The organism is Microcystis sp. BLCC-F209 (assembly GCF_041928595.1).
Taxonomy (GTDB): domain Bacteria; phylum Cyanobacteriota; class Cyanobacteriia; order Cyanobacteriales; family Microcystaceae; genus Microcystis.
This window is the reverse complement of the sequence record NZ_JBHFLL010000042.1, coordinates 1-5,234: the sequence shown is the minus strand read 5'-3', so window position 1 is coordinate 5,234 and position 5,234 is coordinate 1. Positions and strand designations below refer to the sequence as shown.

Genomic DNA, 5,234 nt, shown 5'->3' with positions numbered 1-5,234 from the left:
TTTCAAGACTCGGTTAACAATTTGTAATATTCCTTGTTGACACCCTTACTGACAAAGAAAAAACTGAAATCAAGTCAGGATAAGGGTTGGAGTGCTTACTGCAAAAATTGTTAAGAAAGATCCCTATAAGGGATAGCTTATTAAGGGGGGCAGGGGGGATCGAACCTAAAATCCATTTTTAATTTAATTATAACCAGCTACTTAAGTTAAACTTATCACACAGAACCTAGAAGAGCCAATCTCCGTTTATACCCTGCTTTCGGCGAAAAAAGTGGCCAAGTCACCATGAATATCTTCCCCAATCTGCTGGCCAGTAGTGCTTTAGATTTAAGTGACCCCGATGCTACCCTTAGCGCCTTAGACTGTGTTGTTGTCAACAACACTCGTTTAGAACTAATCCCTAACTGATACTATCAGAGCCACTCATGACGAATTCTGCCTACAAGTCCGTTGCCGATACCTATAAAACGAGGGAAAAGTTTGCTCAGTTAGATTTAGAAATTTTCCAGCGTTTGCAAGCTAAAGGGTTGTCCCCCCAGGTTATTTATGATGTAGGGGCCTCGGATGGTTCCTGGTCTAGGGATATTGTTGAGGTGTTTCCCCAGTCTCAGTTTTATCTATTTGAGCCGTTAGTGAATCACGCACCGGCTTATCAACAGTTTATGACCGAAAGTTTAAAGCTTCATGACAATTTTCACCTCTATGGGGTGGCATTAGGAGAACGGGAGGGAACTGTCACCCTTAATGTTTTTCCTAATCTGGTGGCCAGCACCGCTCTCCCGATGGAGGGGTCAGGTTTAGCACTATCGCCCGTGACGGTTCCAGTCCTCACCTTAGATGGTTTAGTGGAGCGGGGAGAGTTACCAATTCCCCAAATCATCAAGATAGATACCCAGGGATACGAGTGGTCTATTCTCAAGGGAGCAGTCCAGATCCTCCCCCAGGTTTCAGTCTTATTGTTGGAGTGTTGGTTATACCGAGGCTATGGCCCCCAGACACCTCTGTTAACGGAATTGGCCAATTGGCTACTAGGCTTCGGTTTTCATCTTTGGGACCTAGGGGATGAGTACCGAGACGAGAGAGGGGGACTGGCGACGGTGGACTGTCTCTTTCTTAACGTGGCCTCAGAGCTCTGTCCCGCTTGGCACTATTAGTCTTTTTCGTGCAAACAAATCGAATAGGGTTAGGGCCAATCGTCACATAATGTTAAATTTGACCGCCTATCCCTCAAATCTGGAATTCCATGCGCTATGCTAGTAGTGGTTTTTCAATGGGTTAGTAAGCATTTTTAGCACTGGTATCTTCGGTGACACGATATCGAAGAAAAGTGCATTTAACTTTGGTTCCCATTGCTCTAGCTCTGCTTGACAAAATGATAATGCCTCTCCTATGATTAGTTGTGATACTTCAGAGATGTTTTTAGCTTCTTTGATTTTTGACCTCGTTTCCTAGTGTGAGGAGTTTTAGGTAACAAAATTATGGCTATTCCCCAATCTTCAATAATTGCTCTGTCCTTGATGTACACCAAGCTGCCCCCGTCAGCTTCTGACCTGACCTACTGGGCGAGTCCCGCAGGTCAGGCAGTTTCTTGGGAGCAAGCGGTGCAGGCATTTTCCACCTCTAGTGCAGCCAAGACAGCCTATCCGATGTTAGCGTCCCCTACGGTGCTGTCTCAGAATGCGGCGGCTCGTCGTGATTATGTCACCCAAGCTTTCCAAAATCTCTATGGGATTGCTGCGGCCGACATTCCGGCGGCAGAATTAACCTACTGGGCTGATACCTACCTTGTTTCCTCGCCCCAGGCGATTCTTGATTTTCCGGTCGTTTTAAATCAGTATTCCCCCGCCGCACGGCAACAGGCTTTGACGAACCGCGCTCAGGTAGCACAAAACTTCGCGGTTGCCATGGCGGCTGATGGCTCGTCCACCTTTACCTCAGCCCAGTATAGTAGTGGCTGGGTCATTGTGAACACGGTCACTGCCAGTGCCGATAGCGTAACGGCGGCTAACGCACAAATTGCTCAATTTGTCGCTGGTGGCGGCGGTACGGGAACGACCTTTACCTTGTTAGAAGGAGGAGCCGTACTGACAGCTTCGGCAAACAACAAAGTTTCCCCGGCAGGTCAGTTTTTGACTGCCTCCAATAACACGGTTCAGGCTTTAACCTTCTTGGAGTCAGGTGGTGAAACTAGTTTCATTCAAGACCCCAGCAACACTGACAACGACATACTGACCGCCCAGATTGTTAATTTTGACACTCCAAACATTGTTAACATCGAGACTATTGAGTTGCAAGGGGCGACTGGTTCTACAGTTAACATTGCCAACATCTCCGGAGTCAAGAATTTCGTTATCAAGTCCGGTGACTTGCAGGTTAACACCGCCGAAAAATTCCCCTTGACTCTGGCGGCTGGGTATGCCAATCAGCTATCTCTCAACCTCGCCGATACATCCAAAGCTTCGACTGTTAACCTGAATGGTACTGTTGCTGGGGCGACTATTGTTGACAATAACTCTGGTTTTTTTGCTCCCACTTCCCCTAATGTCAATATTGTTGTCAAAGCTGATAGTGTTCTCAAAAATAGTGACGCAACCGTAGAGACAATAAAGAGTGTGGTGGGAAACAACAACTTTGTGATTTCGGGTGATAAAAACCTGACCATTGACGGCAAGATTACCGTCTCTAACCCTGCCACTGATCGTTTGGATGCCACTGACTTTACCGGGAAACTGACCCTGAATCTCGGCAAAATCAGTAATATAACCCAGATTGTCGGTGGCAAAAGCGATGACACCTTCACCTTGACGGCGGTAGACAATCAGATTGCTCCTGTTACCCTCAATGGAAACAATGGCAGTGACACCTTAACCGTTAAAGTTGGGAATGCTGTTACCACTGCTATCAATGGTGTTACCAACGTTGAGACGATTATCTTTAAACAAGCCGCCACTAACACCACAATCACCACTGTGAACGAGGTTGTGGCAAGTGGTGCCACTTTAACTGTTGATGCTTCTTCCTTTACCACCAAATCCTTAATCTTTGATGGTAGCGCTGAAGCCAATGGTTCCTTCAAGATTACTGGTGGTGCAGCACCCGACAACCTGAAAGGCGGTGCATTAGCTGACACCCTTATTGGTGGCGGTGGCACTGATCAACTATGGGGTAACGGTGGTAACGACCAGTTCGTCTTGAATAAAGCCACTGCTGGTAATAACGTGACGATCAATGACTTCAGCCTAGCATCAGGTAATAATGATGTGTTCGCCCTAAGTAGTGCCGCCTTTGAAGGCGCTCCGGCAGTGGGAGCCGCCTTGGCGGTTAGTGCTGTGGCGGGTGCAACTAACAGCGCTAATACAATCCTAGTGGATACCTTAGTAAACCTCACGGCTAATCAGACCGCCACTGGCTTAGTGCGCTTTGGTTATGCCAAAGATACCGGGAATTTGTTCTACGATGCTGATGGTGATGGTAACTTCAGCGCCGGTACTGTTCTTATTGCGACGACTGCGGCTCTGAATTTAAATGCCGGCAACTTTACCATCGTCGCTTAATTTACAGTAAGCAGACGAATCCGAGTTGACTATTATAAAAGACCGTCCTTTTTCAGGATGGTCTTTTATAGTTCCGGGGTAGAACCCTGGAACGAGAAAGGGAGGGAGACCCTCCCTTCCCTGCTCCCCTAGTCTAGTCATAGTAGGGTTAATTCATGAATTAACCCTACCCTTGATCAGGGTGGTAATAGCTTCAATTTCCTCGCGACTTTTCTGGGGGAAATCGCTTTAAGAGTTCCTGCTTGGAACACTGTAGGAGTAAAGGAGTAAATTCTTCCGGGGACAATTGTAAAATCCGGCTGATAATAGCTTGAATTTCTGGGTCTAACTCACCAAAACGGACTCGGAGCAGATTTTCCACCACCAGACGTTCCCCCTCTTGCAGACCCCGTTCTAGACCCCGTTCTAGACCCCGTTCTTCTCCTTCGGCCAGTGCCTCTTGATAGACTCTCGTTTGTTTTAAATCACTTAGTCCAAACATAGCTTCAATTTCCTCGCGACTTTTCTGGGGTAATTTGTAAATGATGATACTTTCGATTAGGTCAATTAACTGCCGTTGACTGGACTGGTCGGTGATTTCTTCTCTGGTCCGCTCGATTAGGGTTTGAGCAGTCCTCACCGCTGCCGTTTCCGACTCTACTACTAATTTAATCACACCGATTCCTAAGGAGGGATGGGACACCTGGGGCAATTCATCGAGATAAATGCGTCTAACGCTCGATAAATTGAGGATTTCGCCAAAATGCAGGGATTGTTCCCGTTCCACCCGACGATGGGGATAAATGACGACAATTTGCCAGGGGTGAGGTGGTTGATATTGTTTTAGAAATAGGAACAATTCCGCAAAAAGTCGATAGTAGAGGGTGTCGTCCGCTTGGAACTGTACTTCCACTAGGTAGAGGGGTTGCTGAATATCTTCTCTAAGTGGCATAAATAAGCCATCGAGACGGAAAGAGAGTTGTTTCACCTCTTGGGAGGTGAATTGATAGTTTGCTGAGACCGGTTGCGGTTGTCCGATTAAGTCAAAGAAACTGTCGGGAAAGCGCAGGAATATTTGGTAAAAGAGACTGTCAGTTTTCACTTTAGATGTCGCTTCTAGGGTTTATTGGCAGTTGCCGAATTGATTTAAGAGTTCCTGCTTGGAACAATGGAGGAGTAAAGGAGTAAATTCTTCTGGGGACAGTTGTAAAATCCGGCTGATAATAGCTTGCAGTGGTGGGTCTAACTCACCGAAACGGACTCGGAGCAGGTTTTCCACCACCAGACGTTTCCCCTCTTGCAGACCCCGTTCTAAACCCCGTTCTAGACCCCGTTCTAGACCCCGTTCTAGACCCCGTTCTAAACCCCGTTCTAAACCCCGTTCTAGACCCCGTTCTAGACCTTCTTGCAGACCACGTTCTAGACCTTGTTTTTCTCCTTCGGCCAGCGCCTCTTGATAGACTCTCGTTTGTTTTAAATCACTTAGTTCAAACATAGCTTCAATTTCCTCGCGACTTTTCTGGGGGAAGTAGTAGGGTTAATTCATGAATTAACCCTACCGGCTCTTCTAGGTTCTGTGTGATAAGTTTAACTTACATAGGATCGATCTTTGTGTCCTCTGTGTCTGGAGTGGTTCCCTCCACTCCCTCGCCAGCAGGACTGTATCTCAGAATACATTTTACCCACCAAATCCAAAAGAGC

General features: G+C 46.9%; 5 protein-coding genes. 3 read left to right on the top strand and 2 right to left on the bottom strand.

Translation table 11 applies throughout. The annotated features are described in order from the left end of the window. Nucleotides 1–285: 285 nt before the first annotated feature. From ACE1AQ_RS03105 to ACE1AQ_RS03095, 3 genes are all read left to right on the top strand, one after another. Nucleotides 286–408: a hypothetical protein gene (locus ACE1AQ_RS03105; RefSeq protein WP_301182375.1), complete on the top strand. Its 123-nt coding sequence runs from the start codon at nucleotides 286–288 to the stop codon at nucleotides 406–408. A 17-nt stretch (nucleotides 409–425) separates the two neighbouring features. After that, complete coding sequence (locus ACE1AQ_RS03100) at nucleotides 426–1,154, top strand: FkbM family methyltransferase (RefSeq protein ID WP_110545532.1); 729 nt, start codon at nucleotides 426–428, stop codon at nucleotides 1,152–1,154. 324 nt (nucleotides 1,155–1,478) lie between these two features. Continuing rightward, nucleotides 1,479–3,554 carry a calcium-binding protein gene (locus ACE1AQ_RS03095; RefSeq protein WP_110545534.1) on the top strand — a complete coding sequence of 692 codons (2,076 nt, stop codon included), beginning with the start codon at nucleotides 1,479–1,481 and terminating at the stop codon, nucleotides 3,552–3,554. A 193-nt stretch (nucleotides 3,555–3,747) separates the two neighbouring features. Here ACE1AQ_RS03095 and ACE1AQ_RS03090 read toward each other — a convergent pair whose 3' ends face one another. Then, on the bottom strand, nucleotides 3,748–4,635 hold the full coding sequence (locus ACE1AQ_RS03090; protein WP_110545537.1) for an Rpn family recombination-promoting nuclease/putative transposase: 888 nt from the start codon (nucleotides 4,633–4,635) through the stop codon (nucleotides 3,748–3,750). A 21-nt stretch (nucleotides 4,636–4,656) separates the two neighbouring features. Then, nucleotides 4,657–5,028: a hypothetical protein gene (locus ACE1AQ_RS03085; protein ID WP_110545540.1), complete on the bottom strand. Its 372-nt coding sequence runs from the start codon at nucleotides 5,026–5,028 to the stop codon at nucleotides 4,657–4,659. Nucleotides 5,029–5,234 lie beyond the last annotated feature (206 nt).

Excerpts from the sequence above, each read along its gene's own strand:
- ACE1AQ_RS03105 (WP_301182375.1), top strand. The coding sequence starts at position 286 with ATGAATATCTTCCCCAATCTGCTGGCCAGTAGTGCTTTAGATTTAAGT.
- ACE1AQ_RS03100 (WP_110545532.1), top strand. The coding sequence starts at position 426 with ATGACGAATTCTGCCTACAAGTCCGTTGCCGATACCTATAAAACGAGG.
- ACE1AQ_RS03095 (WP_110545534.1), top strand. The coding sequence starts at position 1,479 with ATGGCTATTCCCCAATCTTCAATAATTGCTCTGTCCTTGATGTACACC.
- ACE1AQ_RS03085 (WP_110545540.1), bottom strand. The coding sequence starts at position 5,028 with ATGTTTGAACTAAGTGATTTAAAACAAACGAGAGTCTATCAAGAGGCG.